General features: G+C 70.4%; 23 protein-coding genes and 1 pseudogene. 13 read left to right on the top strand and 11 right to left on the bottom strand.

The window, feature by feature from the left end:
• Positions 1-42: 42 nt before the first annotated feature.
• The 3 genes from A5771_RS17780 (at position 43) to A5771_RS17770 (ending at position 4636) form a co-directional block, all read left to right on the top strand.
• Positions 43-1971 (top strand): serine/threonine-protein kinase PknD, encoded by a 1929-nt coding sequence (locus A5771_RS17780; protein ID WP_064856510.1) that lies wholly within the window; start codon positions 43-45, stop codon positions 1969-1971.
• 6 nt (positions 1972-1977) lie between these two features.
• Positions 1978-3897 (top strand): serine/threonine-protein kinase PknD, encoded by a 1920-nt coding sequence (locus A5771_RS17775; RefSeq protein ID WP_064856509.1) that lies wholly within the window; start codon positions 1978-1980, stop codon positions 3895-3897.
• A 118-nt stretch (positions 3898-4015) separates the two neighbouring features.
• Positions 4016-4636 carry a cation transporter gene (locus A5771_RS17770; protein ID WP_064856508.1) on the top strand — a complete coding sequence of 207 codons (621 nt, stop codon included), beginning with the start codon at positions 4016-4018 and terminating at the stop codon, positions 4634-4636.
• Positions 4637-4711: 75 nt separating this feature from the next.
• On the opposite strand, the gene ctpC is transcribed toward A5771_RS17770, so the two are convergent.
• The 4 genes from ctpC to A5771_RS17750 form a co-directional block, all read right to left on the bottom strand.
• Positions 4712-6862: a manganese-exporting P-type ATPase CtpC gene (gene ctpC, locus A5771_RS17765; RefSeq protein ID WP_109401193.1), complete on the bottom strand. Its 2151-nt coding sequence runs from the start codon at positions 6860-6862 to the stop codon at positions 4712-4714.
• A 53-nt stretch (positions 6863-6915) separates the two neighbouring features.
• Positions 6916-7197, bottom strand: coding sequence for a DUF1490 family protein (locus A5771_RS17760; protein ID WP_064856506.1), 282 nt, complete (start codon positions 7195-7197; stop codon positions 6916-6918).
• 193 nt (positions 7198-7390) lie between these two features.
• Positions 7391-8116, bottom strand: a complete 726-nt coding sequence (locus tag A5771_RS17755; RefSeq protein ID WP_267887474.1) for a TIGR03089 family protein — start codon at positions 8114-8116, stop codon at positions 7391-7393.
• Positions 8117-8126: 10 nt separating this feature from the next.
• On the bottom strand, positions 8127-9596 hold the full coding sequence (locus tag A5771_RS17750) for an LCP family protein (RefSeq protein ID WP_064856505.1): 1470 nt from the start codon (positions 9594-9596) through the stop codon (positions 8127-8129).
• Positions 9597-9664: 68 nt separating this feature from the next.
• Between A5771_RS17750 and rfbD the strand changes: the two genes are divergently transcribed.
• Genes rfbD through A5771_RS17735 form a run of 3 tightly spaced genes read left to right on the top strand, consistent with a single transcriptional unit; the run spans position 9665 to position 12493 of the window.
• Complete coding sequence (gene rfbD / locus A5771_RS17745; protein WP_064856504.1) at positions 9665-10534, top strand: dTDP-4-dehydrorhamnose reductase; 870 nt, start codon at positions 9665-9667, stop codon at positions 10532-10534.
• Between the two features lie 10 nt (positions 10535-10544).
• The gene (locus A5771_RS17740) at positions 10545-11423 is read left to right on the top strand and encodes a glycosyltransferase family 2 protein (RefSeq protein ID WP_064856520.1); all 879 of its coding nucleotides are present in this window, start codon (positions 10545-10547) and stop codon (positions 11421-11423) included.
• Positions 11420-12493 carry a sugar phosphate nucleotidyltransferase gene (locus A5771_RS17735; RefSeq protein ID WP_064856503.1) on the top strand — a complete coding sequence of 358 codons (1074 nt, stop codon included), beginning with the start codon at positions 11420-11422 and terminating at the stop codon, positions 12491-12493. The genes A5771_RS17740 and A5771_RS17735 overlap by 4 nt, the downstream gene beginning before the upstream one ends.
• Position 12494: 1 nt before the next feature.
• On the opposite strand, the pseudogene A5771_RS24135 reads toward A5771_RS17735, so the two are convergent.
• The 6 genes and pseudogenes from A5771_RS24135 to cofD form a co-directional block, all read right to left on the bottom strand.
• Positions 12495-12755 (bottom strand): annotated as a pseudogene (locus A5771_RS24135) (hypothetical protein); the annotation flags it as partial.
• Positions 12756-12891: 136 nt separating this feature from the next.
• Entirely contained in the window at positions 12892-13281 is a 390-nt protein-coding gene (locus A5771_RS23450; protein WP_064856502.1) for a type II toxin-antitoxin system VapC family toxin, read from the bottom strand.
• A complete protein-coding gene (locus A5771_RS23445; protein WP_064856501.1) occupies positions 13266-13505 on the bottom strand; it encodes a hypothetical protein in 240 nt (79 codons plus the stop codon). Before A5771_RS23445 ends, A5771_RS23450 begins: the two co-directional genes overlap by 16 nt.
• Positions 13506-13789: 284 nt before the next feature.
• Positions 13790-14329 carry an NUDIX hydrolase gene (locus A5771_RS17720; RefSeq protein ID WP_064856500.1) on the bottom strand — a complete coding sequence of 180 codons (540 nt, stop codon included), beginning with the start codon at positions 14327-14329 and terminating at the stop codon, positions 13790-13792.
• Entirely contained in the window at positions 14326-15675 is a 1350-nt protein-coding gene (locus A5771_RS17715; RefSeq protein ID WP_064856499.1) for a coenzyme F420-0:L-glutamate ligase, read from the bottom strand. The genes A5771_RS17720 and A5771_RS17715 overlap by 4 nt, the downstream gene beginning before the upstream one ends.
• Positions 15672-16670: a 2-phospho-L-lactate transferase gene (gene cofD, locus A5771_RS17710; RefSeq protein ID WP_064856498.1), complete on the bottom strand. Its 999-nt coding sequence runs from the start codon at positions 16668-16670 to the stop codon at positions 15672-15674. The genes A5771_RS17715 and cofD overlap by 4 nt, the downstream gene beginning before the upstream one ends.
• A 335-nt stretch (positions 16671-17005) precedes the next feature.
• Between cofD and A5771_RS17705 the strand changes: the two genes are divergently transcribed.
• Entirely contained in the window at positions 17006-17389 is a 384-nt protein-coding gene (locus tag A5771_RS17705) for a WhiB family transcriptional regulator (protein WP_275084988.1), read from the top strand.
• A gap of 15 nt (positions 17390-17404) precedes the next feature.
• Here A5771_RS17705 and A5771_RS17700 read toward each other — a convergent pair whose 3' ends face one another.
• Positions 17405-17860 (bottom strand): metallopeptidase family protein, encoded by a 456-nt coding sequence (locus tag A5771_RS17700; protein WP_064856496.1) that lies wholly within the window; start codon positions 17858-17860, stop codon positions 17405-17407.
• Positions 17861-17950: 90 nt separating this feature from the next.
• Here A5771_RS17700 and A5771_RS17695 point away from each other — a divergent pair, with 90 nt between their 5' ends.
• Genes A5771_RS17695 through A5771_RS17670 form a run of 6 tightly spaced genes read left to right on the top strand, consistent with a single transcriptional unit; the run spans position 17951 to position 24251 of the window.
• On the top strand, positions 17951-18400 hold the full coding sequence (locus A5771_RS17695; protein WP_082947302.1) for a DUF3499 domain-containing protein: 450 nt from the start codon (positions 17951-17953) through the stop codon (positions 18398-18400).
• 58 nt (positions 18401-18458) lie between these two features.
• Complete coding sequence (locus A5771_RS17690) at positions 18459-19859, top strand: phosphomannomutase/phosphoglucomutase (protein WP_064856494.1); 1401 nt, start codon at positions 18459-18461, stop codon at positions 19857-19859.
• Positions 19856-20977: a hypothetical protein gene (locus A5771_RS17685; RefSeq protein WP_064856493.1), complete on the top strand. Its 1122-nt coding sequence runs from the start codon at positions 19856-19858 to the stop codon at positions 20975-20977. The genes A5771_RS17690 and A5771_RS17685 overlap by 4 nt, the downstream gene beginning before the upstream one ends.
• A gap of 8 nt (positions 20978-20985) precedes the next feature.
• Positions 20986-22227 carry a mannose-6-phosphate isomerase, class I gene (manA, locus tag A5771_RS17680; RefSeq protein ID WP_064856492.1) on the top strand — a complete coding sequence of 414 codons (1242 nt, stop codon included), beginning with the start codon at positions 20986-20988 and terminating at the stop codon, positions 22225-22227.
• Positions 22228-23169 carry a cation diffusion facilitator family transporter gene (locus A5771_RS17675; RefSeq protein WP_064856491.1) on the top strand — a complete coding sequence of 314 codons (942 nt, stop codon included), beginning with the start codon at positions 22228-22230 and terminating at the stop codon, positions 23167-23169.
• Positions 23166-24251 (top strand): type I-U CRISPR-associated protein Cas7, encoded by a 1086-nt coding sequence (locus A5771_RS17670; protein WP_234783099.1) that lies wholly within the window; start codon positions 23166-23168, stop codon positions 24249-24251. Before A5771_RS17675 ends, A5771_RS17670 begins: the two co-directional genes overlap by 4 nt.
• Positions 24252-24254: the final 3 nt, after the last annotated feature.

The following is a 24254-nucleotide window of genomic DNA, read 5'->3' as shown; positions in this document are numbered from 1 at the left end:
GATCGCGGTACGGGTGCTGGTGAGGCGAAGGGAGCGACGTCGGTGAACAACACCGAGCCGGGTTCGCGGGCCGGGTCGCGGTTCGGCCCTTACCGGCTTGAGCGTTTGCTGGGTCACGGCGTCGTGGGTGAGGTCTACCGGGCCGAGGACACCCGCAGCGATGAGATGGTGGCGCTGAAACTGATCTCCGAGGCGTTCTCCGGCGACGAGGCGTTCCGCAGCCGGCTGGAAGACGAGGCTGAAGCCGCCGGTCAGCTCATCGAACCCCACGTGGTGCCGATCCGGGCCTACGGCGAGATCGACGACGTGCTCTACCTCGAGACCGGCCTGATCGACGGCACCGACCTGGCCACGTTGTTGGCCGACGACGGCCCGTTGAGCCCGCCGCGGGCGGTGGCCATCGTGCGGCAGATCGCCGCGGCGCTGGACGCCGCCCACAACGCCGACGTCACCCATCGCGACGTCAAACCCGACAACATCCTGGTCACCGATGACGATCTGGCCTACCTGATGGACTTCGGGGTGGCCGCGGCCATCGGGGATCCGGGGATGCCGGCAGATCCGGCGACCGGCACCGTGCGCTACATGGCGCCCGAGCGCCTGACCGGCGAGCAGGTGACCCACCTCGCCGACATCTATTCGCTGGCCGGTGTGCTGGCCGAGTGCCTGAGTGGAGCGCCGGCGTTCTCGGCCGGCACCGTCGACGACGCGATCGAAGAACGCCGGACGGCGGCTGCGCCGCAACCCAGCAAGCTGCGCCCGGGGCGTGTCCCGGCCGCCATCGACGACGTGCTGGCCCGTGGGTTGGCCCGCAAGCCCGAGGACCGCTACAGCAGCGCCGGCGAACTGGCCGCGGCCGCCTACCAGGCGCTGACCGAGGCCGAACGCCACCAGGTGGCCAGAATTTTGCGGCGCGGCGAGCCCGCCCTGCACCTACCGGGCGGACTGGAAGCAGAGACCCGGACCGAACCCCGAAGCGGAGCCTGGGGCGATGCCGCCTCGCAGCCGGTGGCGTTGCCGGTGTCCCCGCTGCTGCGGGCCGAGACCCCGGCTAAGCCCTCCCAGCCCTCCTCGCCCGTCCCGCTCCGGCGCGGACGGCTGCCGCGCAAGCCGGTCCTGCTGGCGGCGGCTGCGCTCGCCGCGGTCGCGGTGGTGGCCGGCGTCGGCCACCTGGTGAGCCGTCCCTCGTCGGCGTCGGCGGTGGCGTCGCCCCCGCAGGAGGTGCTGGCGTTCACCGACCTGGACTACCGGCTCTCCCCGGCCGGGGTGGCGCTGGACAGCGACGGCAACGTCTACGTCACCAGCCAAGGCATGCAGGGCCGGGTGGTGAAACTGGCGGCCGGCTCGGGTGCCACCGCGGTGCTGCCGTTCAGTGATCACTATCAGCCGCGCGGGCTGGTGGTCGACGGCGACGGCAATGTGTACTTCTCCGACGTCGACAACCGGGTGGTCAAGCTGGGTTCCGACTCGCACACGGTGTTGCCGTTCGCCGGCCTGGACGATCCCGACGGGGTGGCGGTCGATTCGGACGGCAACGTCTACGTCGCCGACCGCGGCAGCGATCTGGTGTTGCGGCTGGAGTCCGGCTCGAACGTCCAGACCGTGCTGCCGTTCGTCGGCCTCAACAAGCCCGCCGGGGTGGCGGTGGATTCAGCCGGCGACATCTATGTCACCGACACCGGCAACAACCGGGTGCTCAAGTTGGCGGCCGCCGGAGGCGAGCAGCTGGTGCTGCCGTTCGCCGGGATCGTCTCGCCGTGGGGTATCGCGGTGGACGACGGCGGCGACGTCTACGTCACCGAACGCAGCCGCAACAAGGTGGTCAAACTGTCCGCCGGGGCAGCGATCCCGGAGGTGTTGCCGTTCACCGGTCTCAACGCGCCGCTGGATGTAGCCGTCGACAAGCACGGCAACGTCTACGTCGCCGACCGCGGCAACGATCGGGTGGTCATGGTGGAGGAGAACCGATGAGGACCGGTGCATAACGGCGGCCCGGGCTCGCGTGCCGGTTCCCAGTTCGGGCACTACCGGCTGATCCGGCTGCTGGGCAGCGGCGGCATGGGCGAGGTCTACGAGGCCGAGGACATCCGCAAGCGCCGCATGGTCGCGGTGAAGCTGATTTCGCCGCAGCTCTCCGACGACCCGGTTCTGCACGCGCGCCTGCAGCGCGAGGCCGACACGGCCGGGCGGCTCACCGAACCGCACGTGGTGCCGATCCACGATTACGGCGAGATCGATGGGCAGTTCTACGTGGAGATGCGCCTGATCCAGGGTCAGTCGCTGCGCGCGCTGCTGCATCGCCACGGCCCGCTCAGCCCGGCCCGGGCGGTGGCGGTGATACGTCAGGTCGCGGCTGCGCTGGACGCGGCGCACGCCGAGGGGATCATGCACCGCGACGTCAAGCCGGAGAACATCCTGGTGACCGACGAAGATTTCGCCTACCTGGTGGATTTCGGCATCGCCCGCGCGGCCACCGACCCCGGCCTGACCCAGATCGGGACCGCGGTGGGCACCTATAACTACATGGCCCCGGAACGGTTCACCGGCGGCGATGTCACCTATCGGGCCGACATCTACTCGCTGGCCTGCGTGCTCGGTGAGTGCCTGACCGGCGCGCCGCCGTATCGGGCCGACAGCATCGAGCGAATGATCGCCGCACACCTGACCGAACCCGCCCCGCGGCCCAGCGCGCAAGTCGCCAGTGTTCCGCCCGCCTTCGACCAGGTGATCGCCCGCGGGATGGCCAAACGGCCCGAGGACCGCTACCGCAGTGCCGGCGAGCTGGCGGCGGCCGCGCACGAGGCGCTCACCGGCCCGCAGCAGGACCAGGCGGCCACCATTCTGCGGCACGGCGAAGAGGCCGCCTTCGGTACCGGGACGATGGCCGCGCCGGCCGCTCCGTCCGCTCCGGCCGCTCAGGTCACCGGCTGGCGCAGCCAGCCCGCACCGCCACCCCCGACGGTGCGCCGGCCGTATGTGCCGCCGCCGGCATCACCGCCGTTCGGGCGGGTGCCTTCCGGCCCCGGCTCCCGGCGCTGGGCGGTGCTCGGCGCCGCGGCCGTGGCGCTGCTGGTGGTAGGCCTCATCGGCTATCTGATCGCCCGCCCGTCGCACCCGTCGACGGCGGCGCCGCCCGGGCAGAGCGAGCTGCAGTTCTCCGGCATCAACTTCCGGCTCTCGCCGAGCGGGGTGGCGCTGGACTCCGACGGCAACGTCTATGTCGCCAGCCAGGGCATGTACGGCCGGGTGGTCAAGCTGGCGGCCGGATCCCGTGCGGCGACTGTGCTGCCGTTCAGCGGGCTCTACCAACCGCAGGGCGTGGCGGTCGACAAGGACGGCACCGTCTATGTCTCGGACTTCAACAACCGGGTGGTGAAGCTAACGGCCGGCTCGAACGACCAGGTGGTGCTGCCGTTCAACGGGCTGAGCTACCCCGAGGGCCTGGCGGTGGACTCCGGCGGCAACGTCTATGTCGCTGACCGCGGCAACGACCGGGTGGTCGAGCTGGCGTCCGGGTCGAACAGCCAGACGGTGTTGCCCTTCAGCGGACTCAACAATCCCGACGGGGTGGCGGTGGACGGCACGGGCACCGTCTACGTCACCGACACCGACAACAACCGGGTGCTCAAACTGGCGGCCGGCTCCACCGACCAGGTGGTGCTGCCGTTCACCGGGGTCGCGGTGCCGTGGGGCATCACCGTCGACCCCGCCGCCAACGTCTATGTCACCGAACACGACGGCAACAAGGTGCTCAAGCTCCCGGCCGGGGCGACCAGCCCGAGCCCGCTGGGCTTCACCGGGCTCAACACCCCGCTCGACGTCGCGGTGGGCAAGGACAACACGGTCTATGTGGCCGACCGCGGCAACGACCGGGTGGCGCGGCTCGCTCCGGGCTGAGCGGCGCTGACCACGCTCCGCGGGCGGTAGCATTTCCAGCGTGGACAGTGGGATCGGGAGCCCCGAATCGGTGGGCGTCGTCGATGCCTGTGCCGTACCCCATGTTCACCCCCATCCGGTGCAACCGGTACTTGACGCCGGCTGGCACCGCGCCGCGGACTGGGCTCGCCGGCTCGCCTGGGTCAGCCTGGTGGTGGTGGGGTTCGAAGGCGTGCTGGGCCTGTGGCAGGGCTTGGCGGCCGGCTCGATCGCGCTGACCGGCTGGGCGCTGGGCGCCATTCCCGAGGCGATGGCCGGGGCCATCGTGATCTGGCGGTTCACCGGTGCCCGCACGCTGTCGCAGACGGCCGAGCGGCGCGCCCAGATCGGGGTGGCGGTGTCGTTCTGGATCAACGCCCCCTACATCGCCGCCGAATCGGTGCGCCACCTGGTGGGTGACCACCGCAGCGAGAGCAGCGTCATCGGGATCGCGCTCACCGGGGTGGCGGTGCTGGTGATGCCGATTCTGGGCCGCGCGCAGCGCCGGCTCGGCACCCGGCTGGGCTCGGCGGCCACCGTCGGCGAGGGCGTGCAGAACTACCTGTGTGCGATCCAGGCCGCCGCGGTGCTGGTCGGGTTGACGCTCACCACCCAGTGGTCGGGCGGATGGTGGCTGGACCCCCTGATCGGTCTGGCGGTGGCCGCGGTGTCGGTGTGGCAGGGGTTCCGGTCCTGGCGCGGCGAGGGTTGTGGCTGCTAACCGCTGCTAGGCAAAGTCCCGACTGCCCTGGAGCTGGTGGTGTTGCTCGACAGGGACAGTCGGGACCGACACAGATTACGCCCCGGCGGGGGCGGATGCCATCGGTTCGGCGTCCAGTCTGTAACGGATCAGCCGCGAACTGTTGGTGACCACGGCCACCGACGACGCGTTGTGCAGAATCGCCGCCAGCACCGGTGACAGCGCACCGCCGGCGCCGATCAGCAGGCCGGCTGCGTTGACCGCGATCGACATGCCGTAGTTCTGCCGGATCACCTCGACGGCCCGGCTGCCCAGGTCGCGGACGTCCAGCAGCCGCCGCAAGTCGTCGTTGGCCAGGGCGACATCGGCGGTCTCGACCGCCACATCGGTGCCCGCCAGACCCATCGCGATGCCCATGTCGGCGGCGGCCAGCGCGGGAGCGTCATTGACGCCGTCACCGACCATGCCGACCACGTAGCCCTCGTCCTGCAGGTCGCGGACCACCTGCAGCTTGTCCTCGGGGAGCACCTCGGCGCGCCATTCGGCGATGCCGAGTTCGGCGGCCACCGCCGCCGCGGTCTCCGGGTGATCGCCGGTCAGCATCACGATGCGGCGAATACCCTTGGCGCGCAACTGCTCAAGCACCTCGTGTGCCTCCGGGCGCACTTCGTCGCGCAGGCTGATCAATCCCACCAGGGTGCCGTCGACCGCCAGCAGCAACGGGGTCTCGGCCTGGGCGCGCAATTTGGTGACCCAGTCCGCCGCCTTCTTGGAGATGCGGACCTTCTCGGCGCGCAGCAGGTTCGGGCTGCCCAGCAGTAGCGTCCGTCCGTCGGCCCAGGTGCGGATGCCCAGCCCGACCAGAACTTCGCACTCCTCGTGCGGCGGGATGCTGATGTGGCGTTCCTCGGTGGAGCGGATCACCGCCTCGGCCAACGGGTGCCGCGAGTGCAGCTCCGAGCTGGCGGCGTAGGCGAGCACCTGTTCGGGCTGCCAATCCTTATGGAGGGCAACGATATTGGTCACTACCGGGCGGCCGACGGTGAGCGTGCCGGTCTTGTCGAACACGATGGCGTCCACCCGGCCGGCCTGCTCGAGATGCGAGCCGCCCTTGATCAGGATGCCGCGCCGGGCGCCGTTGCCGATGGCCGCGCTGATCGCCGTCGGGGTGGCCAGCCCGACCGCACACGGGCAGGCGACCAGCAGCATGGTCATCGCCCGGCGGACGTCGCCGGTGACCAGCAGGGTGAACGCCGACAAGATGAACGACGCCGGTACGAAGCGCCGGGAGAAGTTCTCGCCGACGGTCTGGATCGGAGCACGGTCGTGTTGGGCCTCCTCGACGCGGCTGATGATCCGTCCGATCACGGTCTGGCTGCCGACCGCGGTGGCGCGCACCACGACTCGGCCGCGCACCACCACCGATCCGGCATGCACACGCGCCCCGGCGATCACGCTGACCGGCAGGGTCTCGCCGGTGATCGCGGACTGGTCCACGATGGCCTCGCCGTCGATGATCTCGCCGTCGACCGGGATCGCGACGTGGTCGTGGACGATCACCTCGTCGCCGAGCTGCACCGTGTCGACCGGTACCTGGACTTCGGTGTATTCCGGGCTTTCCGGGGGACCTTGCTCCACACGCACCCAGGCGGTGTCTTGGCTGCCGCGCAGCAGATCCGAGATCGCGCGGCGGGTCCGGCGCAGCGTCAGGTCTTGCAGATACTCGCCGATGTTGAGCAGCCACAGCACGGTGAGCGCGACCACGTTCTCCCGCAGCACCAGGCTGGCGATGGTCGCGGCGGTCACCAGGGCATCGGTGCCGGCCTTGCCGGAGCGGATCGAGCGCAGCGCGCCGCGCAGGAACGGATAGCCCATGAAGACCGTCGCCCCGGTGGCGACCAGTTGACCGCTCGGTCCCAGCAGCGGCGGCCGGGCGAAGACGTAGCGGCGCACGCCCAGCAGCGCCAACGCCGTACCGCCGATCACCATGCGCAGCACGTCGGTGTTGCGGATGTCCGCCGAGCGCGGGGTGCGGGCCGGGATCAGCTCGGCGGCGACGCCGGCCGCCTCGCGGATCGCCGCCAGGATCTCCGCGGTATCGCACCGTTTGGGGGAGTACCACACCACCACCGCGCCGGTGCGCGGATAGGCGTGCACGGTGCGCACCCCGTTGACCCGGTCGGCGGTCTCCTCGACCGCCACCGCGCGCCGCGAGTCGCTGCGGACCCAGGGCACCCGCACCCGCATCCGGCCGGCGGCGTCGGAGACGACGACCAGTTCATCGACGGCGTGGGTCACGATCAGTGGTCGTGGTCGTGTGCAACGGCCACAGCAGGCGGTGTCGCCTCTTCACCGATGCGTTCGCGGGCCTCGGCGACCACGTCGGCCACCTTGAGGCGCGCCGACTCGGCGACCTCCTCGGCCCGCCGGGTGCCACGCAGGCTCCATTCGGTGGCGGTCACCGCGGCCTGATGCAGCGGAGCCTTTTCCAGCGCCTTGCGTGCCAGCTCGTAGGCGCTGACCCCGACCAGCCCGGTGAACACCGTTCCGGCCGCCTTCGCCAGCAGTCCCTGTACCGCCATGAGTCATCCCCTCCGTGGGTCGTCCGTCTTAGTCAGCGAGGGTATCAGCATATAAGCATTTCTGCATATATCGCGGTGACTCCCTCGTGGGCGACGCGCCGAGCGTGCGGTTTCGTTTCCCCGCAAGCGGGAGGTGCCCCCAGCGACCCGCCGGCGCGGGCGTACCGAACCGCACATTCGAGGCCTAGATCGCCTAATCAAGCGTCCGGGTGACCTTCTCGCTGTCCCGGCGGCGTTGCTGTGCGGCCGGATCCGGATGGGCGACCTGCACCAGGGACGCGCCGACGGCGAACACCGCCAGCATGTTGTCGATCAACTCGGCGGGTGTACCCCAGGCGTTGGCCGACCACACCCGATCCGATGACGTCAAAGACGTTGCGGCCGCGGATTTCTCGCAGAGGGCCAACACCTCGTCGGCGGATGATCCCTCCAGCGCCGGGCCGGGGCGCGGCTCCGGGTCGATCTGGTCGCCGTGCACCCGCACCGTCGTCGCGTAGTCGGTGACCCCCACCGGCAGGTCCGGGGCCGGGCGCCCGAACGGGTCCAGCGACAGCACCACCACCTCGCCGCCGGTGGGGGCCACCGCCGCGTCGGCCTCGTCGAGCCGGTCCGCGGTGCACAGGGCGATGTCAGCCTCTCCGCCCGGGTTGGCGAGCAGCACCTCGGCGCCGATCCACCACGCGCCGAACAGCACCGCCGCGGTCTGCCAGTGCGCCGGCAGCAACACCGCCACCCGGCTGCCCGCCCCGGCGCCGAGTTCGTCGCGCAGCAGATTGCCGGTCTTGGCGGCCCAGTTCGTCAGAGTCGCCGCGGACAACTCGATGCGTTCGCCGGAAGCGTCGTCGTAATAGGTGATCCGCGGTCCCACCGGGTCGGCGCGCATGATCGGATCAAGGATCGCCGAGGCAAGGTTGGTCACCGCACCGACGCTAGTTCACGCATTGCGGGTCGTTGGAACCCGCGGTCAGAATCGGTGACGGAGCGGGGATTTCGGACAGCTGCGTGTCGTCGGCGGCGGAGAAGCCGGCTATTTCGGCGCGGTCCCCGGCGCCCAAGCCCGATCCGGGACCGGTGTAGTCGTTGGCCAGTACGACGCGTACCGCCCCGGCGGGCACCGCCGCGTTGGAGACCACCGGCAACCCGCCCAGATCCCGGGCCACCGCCTGGGCGCCGGGGTCGTCGGTGTTGGCGGCCTGCACCTGGCTGGTCGTTACCCGGGCGGCCTCGTTGTTGCCGACCGATCCGGTGCCGAATCCCTTGGCGTTCAGCACACCTGAGACGGCCGCGGCCAAGCCGTTGATGTCGGTGTCGTTGTACACGCTGGCGGTGGTGTGCTCGGGGTCGTAGGCACGTTGGTCGGCTTTGCCCTCGTCGGTGTCGTGCAGCAATCCGTCCACCCAGTCGGCCACCTGCTGCGGGTCGACGCGCACCACGCTCTGCATGCCGTCGTCGCTCCAGCCGGATTCCTCGAGCACCGGGATGGTGGCGAAGGCCACCTTGCCGGCCGCCAGATCCTGCAGCTTGGTGATGAAATCCATCACGTCCCAACCCTCCGACAGCACCACCGAGCGCTGGACCGCCGCCTGCAGTCGCGTCAGGGTGCCCGGGCTGGACAGCGTCTTGCCGGAGATCACCTGGTGGGCCAGGGCCGCCATCACCGCCTGCTGGCGACGGACCCGGTCCAGGTCGCCGTGCGGGAGTTCATGGCGCTGGCGCACGAAACTCAGCGCCTGGGCGCCGTCGAGCCGCTGCCAGCCGGCCGGGAAGTCGGCGCCGGAGAGCTCTTCGTACACCGGTTCCTTGAGGCAGACGTTGACGCCGCCGAGCGCGTCGGTGATCAGCGAGAACCCGAGCAGCCCGACCTCGGCGTAGTGGTCGACGGTGACCCCGGTCAGGTCGGCCACCGTCTTGATCAGGGCCTCCCGGCCGGCCTGGGTGCCGCGGGCCTGGGCCTGCGCCGGATCCATGCCGGCTTCCACCAGGGCGTCGGCGGTCTCGAGCCGGGTGGCGCCGTAGACGCCGTTGATCTTGGTCTTGTCCAGCCCGGGCGCCGCCACGTAGGAGTCGCGGGGGATCGAGATCGCGGTCGCCGACTTCCCGTTGTTGGGGATGCGGACCAGGATGATCGTGTCGGTGTTGGTGGCGTCGTCGTCGCCGACTCGCAGCGCCGCGAGTTCCTCGGGGGTCAGCGGGTTGCCGTGGGCGTCGGTGCGGCTGTCCATGCCGACCAGCAGAATGTCGACCGCGCCGTCGGCTCCGCCTTGGCCCAGCGCCAGCGACGCCATGTGGAAGATGCCGTCCTCGAAGGAGCGCACCCGACTCCAGGCCACTCCGGTGCCGAGGACGACGGCGACGGCTGCCACGGTCGCGATCACACGAATCACACGTTGCGCAGGCATCACTCGAGGTTACTTGTGTAACTGCTGTATCGGTGGTAGCTGCGGTCGGCGTGCCAGACTCGGCGGTTATGACTTCTGGGCAGCGGATCGTGATCACCGGGGCCGGCGGGCAGGTCGGCAGCTTCCTGGCGGTGCGCGCCGCCGAGGCCGGCCATGACGTGCTCGCGCTGTCCTCGGCGCAGTGCGACATCACCGACCCCGCCGCCGTCGGCGCCGTCGACCTGCGTCCCGGCGATGTGCTGGTCAACTGCGCGGCCTACACCGCCGTCGACGCCGCCGAGAGCGACGCCGAGCGAGCTTATGCCGTCAACGCGGCCGGGCCCGGCCACCTCGGGGCTGCCTGCGCGCGGGCCGGGGCGCGACTGATCCACATCTCCACCGACTACGTCTTCGACGGTGACTTCGGCGACGCGGCGCCGCGCCCGTACGAGCCGGGGGAGGCGACCCGGCCGCTGTCCGTCTATGGCCGCACCAAGCTGGACGGCGAGAACGCCGTGCTGGCGGCGTCGCCGGAGGCGCTGGTGGTGCGCACCGCCTGGGTCTACACCGGCGCCGCCGGCGGGTCGGACTTCGTCGCCGTGATGCGGGACAAGGCCGCAGGCTCCGGTGCGGTGGAGGTGGTCGACGACCAGGTCGGCTCACCGACCTATGTCGGCGACCTGGCCGATGCGCTGCTGGCCTTGGCGCGGGCGTGGCCTGCGGCGCGGGTGCTGCACGCGGCCAACAGCGGTGCGGCCAGCCGCTTCGAGCAGGCCCGCGCGGTGTTCACCGCGCTGGGCGCCGACCCGCAGCGGGTGGCACCGGTCAGCAGCGCCGCGCGGCCCCGTCCGGCGGCTCGGCCCGCGTACTCGGCGTTGTCGAGCGTCGAATCGGCACGAGCCGGCCTGGCGCCGCTGCGCCCATGGCGCGATGCGCTGGCCGCGGCACTGGCCAGATAACCTCTACGCCGTGAGTGAGGCCCTGCCGGTGGTGACGGTGACGTATTCGCCGGGTTGGCATCTGGACCGCTTCCTGGCGTCGCTGTCGCTGGCAACCGATCGTCCGGTGCAGGTGGTGATGGCCGACAACGGATCCACCGACGGCGCGCCGCAGGAGGCCGTGCAGCGCTACCCGGATGCGCAGCTGTTCGAGACCGGGGCCAACCTCGGCTACGGTGGCGCCGTCAACAGCGCGGTGGCCCGGCTCGGCGACCGGGATAGTGAATTTCTCATTGTGGCCAACCCCGACGTGCAGTGGGGCCCGGGCAGCATCGACGCCCTGCTGGAGGCGGCCGCCCGGTGGCCGCAAGCGGCGACGCTGGGTCCGCTGATCCGCGAGCCCGACGGCTCGGTGTACCCCTCGGCGCGCCACCTGCCGAGCCTGATCCGCGGTGGCATGCACGCCGTTGTCGGCCCGATCTGGCCGAACAACCCGTGGTCGCGGGCCTACCGCCAAGAACGCCTGGAACCCAGCGAGCGCCCGGTGGGATGGCTGTCCGGTGCCTGCCTGCTGGTGCGCCGCGCCGCGTTCGATCAGATCGGCGGCTTCGACGACCGCTACTTCCTCTACATGGAAGACGTCGACCTGGGCGACCGGCTCGGTAAGGCCGGCTGGCTCAACGTCTACGTGCCGTCTGCGGAGGTGCTGCACCAGAAGGGTCACGCCACCGGCAAGGATCCGGCGGCCAACCTGGCGGCGCACCACCGCAGCACCTACACCTACCTCGCCGACCGCCATCCCGGTTGGTGGCGCGCGCCGCTGCGCTGGACCATGCGGGGAGCGCTTGCGGTGCGCTCCGGCCTGGCCGTGCGCAGCGCGCGGCGCAAGCTGACGAAAGGACGTCCGTGACGCTTCAGCAAGTCGATGCCGTGCTGTTGGTGGGCGGCAAGGGCACCCGGCTGCGGCCACTGACGCTGTCGGCGCCCAAGCCGATGCTGCCCACTGCGGGGCTGCCGTTCCTGACCCACCTGCTGTCGCGGATCGCGGCTGCGGGAATCGAACACGTGATCCTCAGCACGTCCTACAAGCCGGAGGTGTTCTCCGCGGAGTTCGGCGACGGGTCCGCGCTGGGCCTGCAGATCGACTACGTGACCGAAGACGAACCGCTGGGCACCGGCGGCGGCATCGCCAACGTGGCGTCCAAACTGCGTCACGACACCGCGATGGTGTTCAACGGCGACGTGCTCTCCGGGGCCGACCTGCGCGAGCTGTACGCCTATCACGGCGAGCATGCCGCCGAGGCCACCCTGCACCTGGTGCGGGTCGGTGACCCGCGAGCGTTCGGCTGTGTGCCCACCGACGACGGCCGGGTCACCGCGTTTTTGGAGAAGACCGAGGACCCGCCGACCGACCAGATCAACGCCGGCTGTTATGTGCTGTCCCGCAACGTGATCGACCGTATTCCGCGGGGCCGGGCGGTCTCGGTGGAGCGCGAGGTGTTCCCGGCGCTGCTGTCCGACGGCGTGAAGGTCTGCGGCTACGTCGACACCAGCTACTGGCGTGACATGGGCACCCCGGAGGACTTCGTGCGCGGCTCGGCGGATCTGGTGCGCGGCATCGCGCCGTCGCCGGCGTTGGGCGATCAGCGCGGCGAGTCACTGGTGCACGACGGTGCCGCGGTGGCCCCGGGTGCGGTGCTGATCGGCGGCACGGTCGTCGGTCGCGGCGCCGAGATCGGCCCGGGCGCCCGGCTGGACGGCGCGGTGATCTTCGACGGCGTGAAAGTCGAGGCCGGCTGCGTGATCGAGCGCTCGATCATCGGGTTCGGCGCCCGCATCGGGCCGCGGGCGCTGATCCGCGACGGGGTGATCGGCGACGGCGCCGACATCGGGGCGCGCTGTGAGTTGCTGCGCGGGGCACGGGTGTGGCCGGGAGTGTCGATCCCGGACTGCGGGATTCGCTACTCCAGCGACATCTGAGCTATCCGCGCTCGGGTCGGTCTTGCAGCCATGGTGCGGCAGCGGCCAGCAGCGCTGCGCGGTCGCCGTTGCGCGGCGGGTAGATCCGGCGGGTGTTGACGTCTGCTTAGTGGCCTTGGGCTCCGCGCCACACGCCACCAGCTGGCCGGCCGAGCCGGTAACGCGACACCGGCAATTGCGCGGTCAGCGCGCTGGCCCGCATCTTGGCGCACCAGACGACCGTCACGGCTGGCACCATCTCACCGGAGGACAACGACACGCCGTGCCCCCGATGGCTGTCGCCGTGACGCCGAGTTTCCGCCGTGCGCGGCGAGTTCAAGGGCCTGTCGGAGATCTCCTTGTTGGACAGTGCTTCACCGACCAGGCCGGCTGCTCGCGTCGACGGGCGGATCCGGGCGCTATGCGAGCTCGTGCAGCCGCAACCCGTCCACTCGTTCGAAATGCTTGCGGTTGCGGGTGGCCAACGGCAGATCAAAGGACAAGCAGATGCCCGCCTGGAGGCAGTCGGCCAGCCCGATGTCTCGACCGTCGTCTCGCAGTGTCGCGGCCACTTCGCCCGCACGCCGAGCGCTTCGGGAATCGAGCGGGAAGGTCCGTGATCGCATCAACCGCAGAATGTCGTCGCGGCGCACCAAGAAGTCCGTCCCGACCCGCAGCTCGAATGCGGTTATCGCGGTGACACGTAAGCGATGGGCGGCAATCAACTCGCGAACCAAGGGCACGCCGGGGCCTTTGCCGCGAAGAAAATCGATGACCAGATCGGTATCGACGACTACGACGCCCGCCACGTGGTTCTCGCCTCGTCGATGCGGGTTCGAACCTCGCGTGCCTCGGAGTCGCTGAGGGTGCCTTCGAGGCCCAGTAGCAGGTCGACTTCGTCGGTGGTCATGTTTGCGAGGTAGCTGTCCAGCGCTTCCTGAACCAAGGCAGAAAACCCGCGCACCCCGCGACGCTGCGCGATCGCGCTCAGCGCGCGGTGCTGTTCGTCGGTGATCTCGATCGTGGTACGCATGCATGCATGTTAACGCATGCGCATGCGAGGGCTAAGTCCCCTGGAGTGGGGTTTCGGGCCTGCGGCTGACTGGGGCGGTTGGGCTCTGGTGTGTCGTTGAGGGCTTTGGGGTGGGTCATCGCGTAGTGGTCATTGAGTTACCGACCAAAGTGACTCAAGCAAAGGACACACAACGCGATGACCCATGACCATTCTGCCCTGCTCGCTCAGCTCGATGCGCTCAAGTCCGCTGATGCCGGGGCGGTGTTCCCGTGCGCAGCTCAGCTCCAGGGTGACCGGTGCTCTCAGCGCCGATTCCTCGCCGCGCCAACCAGATACCGCAGCGCGTCATCGGCATCCGGCGGTAGCGCGTCGACCGGCCACCAGCGCAGGTCCACCGACTCGTCGCTGATGCCGATCTGCGCGCCGGCCGGTGCGTGCGCCACGAACTGCAGGTCCAGATGCCGGGTCGGCACCCCCAGCGAGCAGGTCACCGGGTGCACATGCACGGCCGCCAACCTGGGGTCGAGCCGAAGCCCGTCGATGCCGGATTCCTCGGTGGCCTCGCGCAGTGCGGCGTTGACGATGTCGGGGTCGGCGTCCTCGCAGTGCCCGCCCAGTTGCACCCAGCGGCCGACGCGCGGGTGCAGCGTCAGCAGCACCTGCTCGCCGGTGTGGTCGAGCACCAGCGCCGAGGCGGTGATGTGGCCGGGCACGCACTCGCGCGCACAAGCATCGGCGCGGGCATCCAGAAACGCCAGAACCGCATGCCGCAGCGCGTCCTGCGCGAAATCCGGTGCTGCCCAAGCCCGCAGTGTTTCGACCGTGGAGGCGTGCGTGCTCACCGGCGCACCAGCAGGTCGTCGACCGGCGCCGGCGGGCGGGGCTCGGTTGGCTCCGGCGGGTAGCCGATTGCGATGGCGCCCAGCGGTTCCCAGTCCGCCGGCAGATCCAGTTCGGCGCGCACCAGTTCGGGGGTGAAGATGGTCGACCCGATCCAGCAACTGCCCACGCCGCGCACCGCCAGCGCCACCAACAGCGCCTGGACCGCGGCGCCGACCGCGACGGTGAACATGGTGCGCTCGGCGGCGGTGCGGGCCGCGTCGGGGTAGGAATGGGCACCGTCGGGAACCATTACCGGGATGACGACTTCGGGTGCGTCGTAGAGGATCCGGCCGCGCGAGACCCGGGTCTCGATCGCCTCGGGCGACTTGCCGTCGCCGGCCAGGTCGGCGCGCCACTGCTGTGCCATCGCATCGAGCAGCCGAGTGCGCACAGCCGGGGTCTGCAGCCAGACGAACCGCGCCGGCCGGGTGTGGTGCGGCGCCGGGGCGGTCAACGCTTCGGCCATGGCGTCGGTGACCAGATCGGCGGGCACCGGTTCGCCGGAGAACGTGCGCACCGACCGGCGCAGCAGCTGGGCTTGGCGTCGCCCGGTCTCGATGGCCTCGGCGGTGCCCAGCCAGAACAGGTCGTCGGAGCCGGAGCGCACCAGCGCGGCTGCGGTGGAACCGTCGTCGGGACTGGACACTCCGCGTACCACCGCGACCGGAACATCGGTGAGCTTGCCCTTGACCAGGTCGGCTGCGGCGGCCAGTTCGTCGGCGACCGCCACTTCGGTGACGAACAATTCGTTGCCGTGCCGGTCGACGGCACCGGCGTAGCTGTTGAGGACGCTCAGGCCCGACGACCCGATCGCGACGTCGATCTGCCCGTTGCGCCAGGCCCGGCCCATCGTGTCGGTGATCAGCACCGCCACGTCCACGCCCAGCCGCTCGGCCAGGCCGGTGCGCAACGCGGCGGCGCTGGCGTCGGGATCGACCGGCAGCAGCGCGAGTTCATCGGAGCCGACGTTGGAGCCGTCCACGCCCGCGGCGGCCTGCACCAGGCCGAGCCGATTCTCGGTGATCCAGGTGCGGCCCTTACGGGCCAGCACCCGCACCGCCTCGGACTCGACCAGCTGGCGGCGCAGGGCATCTCGCGCTTCGGCATCATGCGGCGCCGGCACAATACGTCCTTCGCACTTGGACACCACCTTGCTGGTGACGACCACGATGTCGCCGTCGGCCAGCCATGGTGCGGCTTGTGCCAGCGCGACCGCCAGATCGTCGCCCGGCCGGAATTCCGCCAGGCCGAGGACGGGGAGGATCTCGACCTTGGCGGCGCTGCCGTGTTCTGCCCGCCCTGTTATAGCGACACCCCCGCTAACTCCAGCCCGGCGCGCACCATCTCAGCCGTCGCGGCCGGATCGGTCATCAGCATTGGGCCGGAATGCACCGTCACACCGGGTACCTCGGCGTCCTCGCCCTCGTGCACCAGCCAGTAATCCAGGATCCCGGTTCCGCTGCGGGCTCCGTAGTGGGCGCCCACCGCCTGCGAGGTGGAGTCCAGGCCGATCACGCGCAGGCAGGTGTCAGCCATGCCGCGCAACGGTTTCCCGGCGATGATCGGCGAATAGCCGACGATCGGAGCCTGAGTTGACCGCAGTGCGGCGCGGATGCCGGGGACGGCAAGAATGGCGCCGATGCTCACCACCGGATTGGACGGAGCCAGGAGCACGATATCGGCTTCGGCGATGGCCTCGGTGACTTCGGCTGTCGCGCTGGCCTTCTCGCTGCCGACGAAGCCGAATCCGTGGGTTGGCACGTCGGCCCGGTAGCGCACCCACCACTCCTGGAAGTGGATGGCACGCTGAGAGTCGTCGGCCGGATCGGTGATCACGACGTGGGTTTCGCAGCCGTCGTTGGTTACCGGCAGCAGCCGCGCGCCCGGCTGCCAGCGCTCGCACAATGCCGCGGTCACCTCGGTCAGCGGATAGCCGGCGCGCAGCGCCTGGGTGCGGACCAGGTGGGTGGCCAGGTCGCGGTCGCCGAGACCGAACCAGTCCGGCTGCATGCCGTAACGGGCCAACTCCTCCATCGCGTGCCAGGTTTCGTCGCGGTGGCCCCAGCCGCGCTCGGGGTCCACCCCGCCGCCCAGGGTGTACATGCAAGTGTCCAGATCCGGGCAGATGCGCACCCCGTGCATCCAGGCATCGTCACCGACGTTGACAACCGCGGTCAGTGCGTGCGCGGCGCTCTCGCCGTCATCGGAGCCACCGCCGAACTGGCCGAGGCCCAGCAGTTTCTGGACGCCGAGCAGGAACCGGGCACCGCCAACCCCGCCGACCAGAACCGTGACCTTCACAGCGCACGACAGTACCTTTGGTGTGGATGCAGCCGGTGTGGCGGTGCGTCCCGGCGACCCCCGCAAGACACGCCGGAGGACCGGTGTGGTCTAGACAACACGGACTCGCCGGTCTCGGACACGTCCGAAATCGGTCACGGGATGGTAAGGAATTTGGCCATTCGGCTTGACCGGGCCGATCAACCCGTGTCTAATCACATCAGTGTCATTTCCCGGTTGGCCAGCCGATTCCGGTGTCGCAGACCGAGATTCGATCACATGTTCGAATTGGTACGGACAACATCGCAATAGCGGGCGACAGATCAGGATCGCGCAACCAGGTGAGGAGGCCCAGCATGTCCTATGAGCACCTTTGGGGCGTAATCGGGGGGGCACCGCAAGCTCATACCGTAATGAAGCCAATCGAGGCCGAGCTGCCGCCCAGCCGGCCGCATTTGAGCCTGGTTCCCGAACCGGACGGCTACGACGAGTTCGACCCGTTCGACGCCGAGACGGCCACCAACGAGGAATGGCAGGACCGCGCCCTGTGCGCGCAGACCGACCCCGAGGCGTTCTTCCCGGAGAAGGGCGGCTCCACCCGCGAGGCCAAGAAGATCTGCCAGCGGTGCTCGGTGCGCAGCGAGTGCCTGGAGTATGCCTTGGCGCACGACGAGCGTTTCGGCATCTGGGGTGGGCTGTCCGAGCGTGAGCGCCGTCGCCTCAAGCGCGGCATCATCTGAGCCCGTTCGCGTTACTCAGTCGTCGATCGTCGGGTCGATGACGGTGGGTTCGACATCTAAGTAGGTGGCCACCTGAGCCACCAGAATTTCGTGCAACAAATCTCCGAGTTCGGTGCTGTCGTTCGCCCGTTGCTCGATCGGCTTGCGGAACAACAAGATTCGCGCCCGCGTCGGATTGCCCCGGACATCGACTCCGGCGGGAATCAAGCGGGCCAGCGGAATCGGGCCGTCGGCGACCACTTCCGGGGGCCACTGCACGCTGTCAGGGTCCTTGGCGGCGATCCGCGGAATCTCGTCGACCGCGATGTCGAGCGCCGACAGCCGTTGTTTCCAGCGTTGTTCGATGGGCTCGTAGGCCTCCAACACCGCCATATCGAACCGTTCGGCGCGGGTGCGCCAACCCGGCACGGTCGGCGGAAGCAGCGGCCCGCGGGGCTCACGGCCGCGCCCATGGCGACGCGATGCGGTCACGCAGACGATGGTAACGGTTGCGCATAGCCTGCCCGGCCCTTGCGCGTGTCCGGCGCCACGGCGGTGCGCGGCCACGATAGCCTCACGGGCGTGAACGTTCCGCGTCGCTGCTGTCGGCCAGCGTGCCCGCACTACGCGGTGGCGACACTTACCTTCGTCTACTCGGACTCCACCGCTGTGGTCGGCCCGCTGGCCACCGCCGCCGAGCCGCATTCGTGGGACCTGTGCTTCAATCACGCCGGCCGGATCACCGCCCCGAGGGGCTGGGAACTGGTCCGCCACCCCGGCCCGTGGGTGTCGCCCGAAGACGACGACCTGATCGCGCTCGCCGAAGCGGTTCGCGAGCGCCAGTCCGGGCAGGCCGGGTCTTCTCGACCGGCCAACGGGTGGTACCCGCAGACCGGCCCGGCCGATTCCGGCGCCCGGGGCGCACCCGCCCCCGCTCCCGGCGGCGGGGTGCTGGCGCCGCCCGGCCCGCCCGCCAAGAGCAACGGCCGGCGGCGTGGTCATCTTCGCGTCTTGCCAGACCCGTCGGACTGATCGCCGGTTGCGGGCTAGGCTTGAGCGGCAAGAGTCCACTTCGTCAGGAGCCCTGTCCATGTCTCGGCCCGCTGCGGCTGTCCACCGTGTGATCAAGGCGTACGACGTACGTGGTCTGGTCGGTTCGGAGATCGATGAATCACTGGTTACGGAGGTCGGGGCCGCATTCGCCCGGCTGATGGGCGACGAGGGCGCCCGCCAGGTGGTGATCGGCCACGACATGCGCGAGAGCTCGCCGCCGCTGTCGGCGGCGTTCGCCGAAGGGGTGATCGCCCAGGGCCTCGACGTGGTCCGGATCGGTCTGGCCTCGACCGACCAGCTCTACTTCGCCTCCGGTTCGCTGGACTGCCCGGGCGCGATGTTCACCGCCAGCCATAATCCGGCCGCCTACAACGGGATCAAGCTGTGCCGGGCGGGCGCCAAGCCCGTCGGTGCCGACACCGGGCTGGGCCGGATCCGCGACGAGCTGATCGCGGGCGTGGACCCGGGCGCCGGCCGGTCCGGACAGCGCGGCGCCATCACCGATCGGGACGTGCTGGACGACTACGCGGCGTTCTTGCACTCCCTGGTCGACATCAGCGGCTCGCGCCCGCTGCGGGTCGCCGTCGATGCCGGCAACGGGATGGCCGGCCACACCGCTCCGGCGGTGTTCGGCTCAATCGGGGCGGTCACGCTGCTACCGCTGTATTTCGAGTTGGACGGCAACTTTCCGAACCACGAAGCCAACCCGCTGGACCCGGCCAACCTCGTTGACCTGCAGGCCTTCGTCCGAGACACCGGTGCCGACATCGGGCTGGCCTTCGACGGCGACGCCGACCGCTGCTTCGTCGTCGACGAGCGCGGGGAGCCGGTGTCGCCGTCGGCGGTGACCGGTCTGGTCGCCGCCCGCGAGCTGGCCCGCGAACCCGGTGCGTCGGTGATCCACAACCTGATCACCTCGCGGGCGGTGGCCGAACTGGTGGCCGAGCGCGGCGGTACCCCGCTGCGGTCGCGGGTGGGGCACTCCTACATCAAGGGGCTGATGGCCGAGACCGGCGCCATCTTCGGCGGGGAACACTCGGCGCACTACTACTTCCGCGACTTCTGGGGCGCCGACTCGGGCATGCTGGCCGCCCTGCACGTGCTGGCCGCACTCGGCGAACAGCAGCGGCCGCTGTCCGAGCTGACCGCCGACTACCAGCGGTATGCGGCCTCCGGCGAGATCAACTTCACCGTTGATGACGCAGCGGCGTGCGTGGAGGCGGTCCTCGCGGCGTTCGGCGAGCAAGCCTCCGTCGACCGCCTGGACGGGGTGACCGTCGACCTCGGTGAGGGCAGCTGGTTCAACCTGCGCAGCTCCAACACCGAACCGCTGCTGCGGCTCAATGTGGAGGCGCCCGACGCCGCCGCGGTGGATGCGGTGGTGGCCAAGGTCGCCGAGCAGATCGAGGCCGTCGCCACCGAGAAGTCACGGTCGTGAACGCGTTCTCTTCCACCGTCGACCTCGACGACACCGAGGCGCTGCTGGCCGCCGACCGGGACGGGGCGCTGTGGGCGGCGTCGATGGCCGGGGCGCAGGTGCGCGCCACCGCCGCGGCGGTCGCCGAGGGCGCGTTGGACGCGGTGCGCAGCGACAGCCGGGACTATCCGCCGCGCACGCTGATCTGGGTGGCAACCCGCGGAACGGCGGCGTCGGCAGGAAGCCTGCTGTCCGCGGCCCGCGGGGACTCGGCTCGCGAGCCGCTGGTGCTGGCCGCCGAGGCCCCGGCGTGGATCGGGTCGCTGGATGTGCTGGTCGTCGCCGGCGATGATCCGGGGGACCCGGCGCTGGTCGCCGCGGCTGCAGCCGGGGTGCGGCGCGGTGCGCGGGTGGTGGTGGTGGCGCCCTATGAGGGCCCGCTGCGCGACGCCACCGCCGGCCGGGTCGCGGTGCTGGAGCCGCGGCTGGGTGTACCGGACGAATTCGGCCTGCCGCGCTACCTGGCCGCCGGGCTGGCGGTGATGGACGCGGTGGAGACAGCGGCCACCGCGACCGACCTGGGCGCGCTGGCCGACCAACTGGACGCCGAGGCGCTGCGCAACAGCGCCGGGCGCGAGCTGTTCACCAATCCGGCCAAGATGCTGGCGGACCGGATCGTCGGCCGCGACGTCGCGCTGGCCGGTGACTGCGCGGCGACGCTGGCGCTGGCCCGGCACGGCTGCGCGGCGATGCTGCGGGTCGGGCGGACCACGGTGGCCGCGACGGGGCTGGCCGATGCGGTGAGTGCGCTGCGGGATCGGGCCGCCGCGGGATCCGCCGACATCTTCCATGACGAGCAGATCGACGGCCCGGCCGCCCACCGGCTGCGGGTGCTGGCCTTGACGCTGGCCGCTGACCGTACCGTGGTCGCGGCCCGGGTCAGCGGTCTGGACGATGCCGACCTGGTCGGCGCGGGGGATGTGCCGCTGTTGCCGGGGGCGCAGGAGGAAACCGCGGCGCCGGCTGGGTTTTTGGAGGCGGAGGCGCCGACCGGCCCGGGCGGGGTCGAGCAGCAGCTTGCGGTGTTGGCCGTGCGGTTGGAGATGGCGGCCGCCTATCTGCGACTTGTGCGGGGTTGACAAGAACTGTGGAACCACTACGCGGCGCGATACGGACCTACGCATGGGGCTCGAGGACCGCTATCGCCGAGTTCACCGGTCGGCCGGTCCCAGCGGCACACCCGGAGGCCGAGCTGTGGCTGGGCGCGCACCCCGGGGATCCGGCCTGGCTGGAGACTGCCGACGGCGAGGCGTCGCTGCTGGACGTCTTGACCGCCGACTGGGAGGGCCAGCTCGGCGCGGTGGCGCACGCCCGCTTCGGTGACCGGCTGCCGTTCCTGGTCAAGGTGCTGGCCGCCGACGAGCCGCTGTCCCTGCAGGCCCACCCCAGCACCATGCAGGCGATCGAGGGCTACGAGCGCGAGGAGCGGCTCGGGGTTCCGGTGTCCTCGCCGATCCGCAACTATCGCGACACCAGCCACAAACCGGAACTGCTGGTGGCGCTGCAGCCGTTCGAGGCGCTGGCCGGTTTCCGGCCCGCGGCGCGGACCATCGAGCTGCTGCGGGCGCTGGCGGTCTCGGACCTCGACCCGTTCATCGACCTGCTCGGTGCCTGCCCGGACGGTGGCCAGTCCGACGCCGACGGCCTGCGGGCCCTGTTCACCACCTGGATCACCGCGCCCCAGCCCGACCTCGACGTGCTGGTGCCCGCGGTGCTCGAAGGGGCCATTCAGTACCTCAGTTCCGAGGCCGGCGAATTTGCCGCGGAGGCCAAGACGGTGCTCGAACTCGGTGAGCGCTACCCGGGCGACGCCGGTGTGCTGGCCGCGCTGTTGCTCAACCGGGTCAGCCTGGCCCCCGGAGAGGCGATCTTCTTGTCGGCCGGCAACCTGCACACCTACCTGCACGGTGTCGGGCTGGAGGTGATGGCCAACTCCGACAACGTCCTTCGCGGCGGACTGACGCCCAAGCACGTCGACGTCCCCGAACTGCTGCGGGTGCTGGACTTCACTCCGACCACCGAGGAGGCGCTGCGCGCGGCGGTGCACACCGACGGGCCCGAGGTGGTCTACCAGACTCCCGCCGAGGAGTTCGCGGTGTCACGGCTGACACTGGACGGCGCCTACCTCGGTCATGAGTTGGACGCGCCGGCCCACCATGACGGCCCGCAGATCCTGCTGTGCACCGAGGGCTCGGTCACCGTGCACGCCAAGACGGGGACGTTGACGCTGCACCGGGGCGAGTCGGCCTGGGTGCCCAGTGACGACGGGCCGATCCGGCTGCTGGCCCAGCAGCCGACGGCACTGTTTCGGGCGACGATAGGCCTGTGAGTGTCCTCGTCCGGTAGTACCAGGGCGATCATCGCGGCGCTGGTCGCCAACGCCGGAATCGCGGCGGCGAAGTTCGTCGGCTATCTGATCACGGGCAGCGCCGCCATGCTCGCCGAGGCGGTGCACTCGGTGGTCGACACCTCCAACCAGGCGCTGCTGCTCTACGGCCAGCGGGCCGCGGCCAAGGCCCCCGATGCGCTGCACCCGTTCGGGTACGGGCGCAGCCGCTACTTCTGGTCGTTCGTGGTGGCGCTGGTGCTGTTCAGCCTCGGCTCGATGTTCGCGATCTACGAGGGCTACGAGAAAGTCCGCCACCCGGTCGAGCTGAGTTCCCCGCTGGTGGCGGTGGCGATCCTGGCGGTGGCAATCGGGTTGGAGACCTACAGTTTTCGCACCGCGCTGCGCGAGTCGCGTCCGTTGAAGGGCGAGGGCAGCTGGTTGCGGTTCCTGCGCACCTCGCGTAACCCGGAGCTTCCAGTGGTGCTGCTGGAGGACACCGGCGCGCTGATCGGCCTGATGCTGGCGCTGGCGGGGGTGGGCCTGAGCATGCTCACCGGCAACCCGGTCTGGGACGGCGTGGCGACCCTGGGCATCGGCGCGCTGCTCGGGGTGATCGCGGTGTTCCTGATGGTCGAGATGCACAGCCTGCTGATCGGGGAGGGCGCCACCATCGCCGAGGACCGGGCCATTCGGGCGGCGCTGGAAGGCACCGTCAACGTCACCCGGCTGATCCACATCCGCACCCTGTACCTGGGTCCCGACGAGATGTTGGTGGGGGCCAAGATCGCGGTGCTTCCCGGGCTGGATCTGGCCGCGATCGCGGCCACCATCGACGAAGCCGAAGCCAACATCCGCGCGGCCGTGCCCGCAGCCCGGGTCATCTTTCTCGAACCTGACCTGGACCGCACACCTGTGCCAGACTCGCTGGAGCAGAAAGGTTGACCGTTTTGTCCCGCTTCTCCTACCGACAGCTCAGCGCCGCTTGTCAGGCCGGCGGGGCCAGCACGTTGAGCCTTGCCACCGAGTTGGCGCCGGCGGGCGGGCCCCACGCCGCGATCAGCCCGGCCCACCGGGCCGGACGTGGCCCGTCGGCCATCGCCACCGAGACCCGCCTGATCGATGGCAACCCGACGGCGACAGTGGTCGTCGACGACAACCAAGGTCAGATCCAGCGCGTGGAAGCCGCGATCCTGCGCGGCATCCGCGATCAGCACCCGGTACTGAGCCGGGTGCCGCGCATGGAGGTCTCCTACGAGGGCGGCCGGACGGTCTACACCGATCTCGAACTGCCGCAACGGGTTTTCGACGGCCACTTCTTGACCGGGTCGATCGACGCCCAGCCGGCGGTCGCTTACCCGGTCTATCGGGCCGCCCGCGAGAGCACCCCCGAAAACGCCCGCGCCCTAATGGAATTGAGCCCCGGCAGCCTGGTGTTTGGCGCGATCGACGCCGCCCGCGGCACCGGCCAGAGCCGCTTTCGCGGGGCGGTCTCCGGTGAGATCATCGGCGTGCTCGTCGAAGGCGCAGCGGCTGACTCGCGCGCTGGCTCCGACACCGTCTGTTGCAGCCGCATCATCCGCACCCAGGTACTCAGCTTCGCCGCACTGCGGCAACTGCGATTCGACAGCGGACCCGCCGGCGACGAGGCCTGCCGGGCGTTGTTGGGCGCCTACGCGCTGGCCGGATTGGCGCGCTCGAATGCCGAACTGAGCATCCGGGCCAACTGCGATCTGGTCGAGACCGGGCCGACGACGCTCAAACTCGACGCCCGCGACGGCGACTTCGTCGAGCTGGCAGCGCTTTCCATCGAGCAGGCCGACGAACTGCTGGAGCGCGCGCTGGTGCAGGCTTACCGGGAGGCCGATATCACCTGGCGCGGCCAGGTGCTGCGCGTCACCGGTAACTCGGGGGCCTACGCCGCGGCGCAGAACGGCGGAGTGGCGCAGGAGGCGCCGGTCGCACATGAGCCGCGCCGGTTCCGGCTGCCGCACTTCATCGAGAGCCGGCGCACCGCGGCGCACTGAGCG

The sequence above is a fragment of the Mycolicibacter sinensis genome (assembly GCF_001667375.1).
Taxonomy (GTDB): domain Bacteria; phylum Actinomycetota; class Actinomycetes; order Mycobacteriales; family Mycobacteriaceae; genus Mycobacterium; species Mycobacterium sinense_A.
Note: the sequence above shows the minus strand (reverse complement) of the source record. Positions and strands in the feature narration are given on the sequence as shown.

What these genes read in the sequence shown, in the direction of transcription:
- rfbD (WP_064856504.1), top strand. Translation starts at nt 9,665, where the DNA reads ATGACTTCTGGGCAGCGGATCGTGATCACCGGGGCCGGCGGGCAGGTC.
- ctpC (WP_109401193.1), bottom strand. Translation starts at nt 6,862, where the DNA reads ATGCGGGTGCGGGTGCCCTGGGTCCGCAGCGACTCGCGGCGCGCGGTG.
- A5771_RS17690 (WP_064856494.1), top strand. Translation starts at nt 18,459, where the DNA reads ATGTCTCGGCCCGCTGCGGCTGTCCACCGTGTGATCAAGGCGTACGAC.
- A5771_RS23445 (WP_064856501.1), bottom strand. Translation starts at nt 13,505, where the DNA reads ATGCGTACCACGATCGAGATCACCGACGAACAGCACCGCGCGCTGAGC.
- A5771_RS17750 (WP_064856505.1), bottom strand. Translation starts at nt 9,596, where the DNA reads ATGCCTGCGCAACGTGTGATTCGTGTGATCGCGACCGTGGCAGCCGTC.
- A5771_RS17705 (WP_275084988.1), top strand. Translation starts at nt 17,006, where the DNA reads ATGTCCTATGAGCACCTTTGGGGCGTAATCGGGGGGGCACCGCAAGCT.
- A5771_RS17760 (WP_064856506.1), bottom strand. Translation starts at nt 7,197, where the DNA reads ATGGCGGTACAGGGACTGCTGGCGAAGGCGGCCGGAACGGTGTTCACC.